1 pseudogene is annotated in these 233 nt (G+C 47.6%); it reads left to right on the top strand.

The features are described from left to right. Window positions 1-233 (top strand): annotated as a pseudogene (locus H5187_RS25310) (IS21 family transposase); the annotation flags it as partial.

The raw sequence follows: 233 nt of genomic DNA, 5'->3' as shown, positions 1-233 counted from the left end.
CAACACAGCCTCATCATATGCCTCTGGCGCATCAAAAACAGCATGAGCAGTCACCGATAAATTTACGCTCATGGGCATTAAGTATTGGAGAGTATACCCACCAAGTTGTTGAGTTACAGCTCAGTGGACGGCGTCACCCCGAGCACGCTTATCGCGCCTGTTTAGGGGTGTTAAGTTTAGCTAAAATCTATTCAAAAGAGCGGCTTGAGCAAGCGTGCTATCGCGCAATCATA

Source organism: Pseudoalteromonas sp. SG44-1, from assembly GCF_014164315.1.
Classification (GTDB): Bacteria; Pseudomonadota; Gammaproteobacteria; order Enterobacterales; family Alteromonadaceae; genus Pseudoalteromonas; species Pseudoalteromonas rhizosphaerae.
This window is presented reverse-complemented; position numbering and strand designations above follow the sequence as displayed.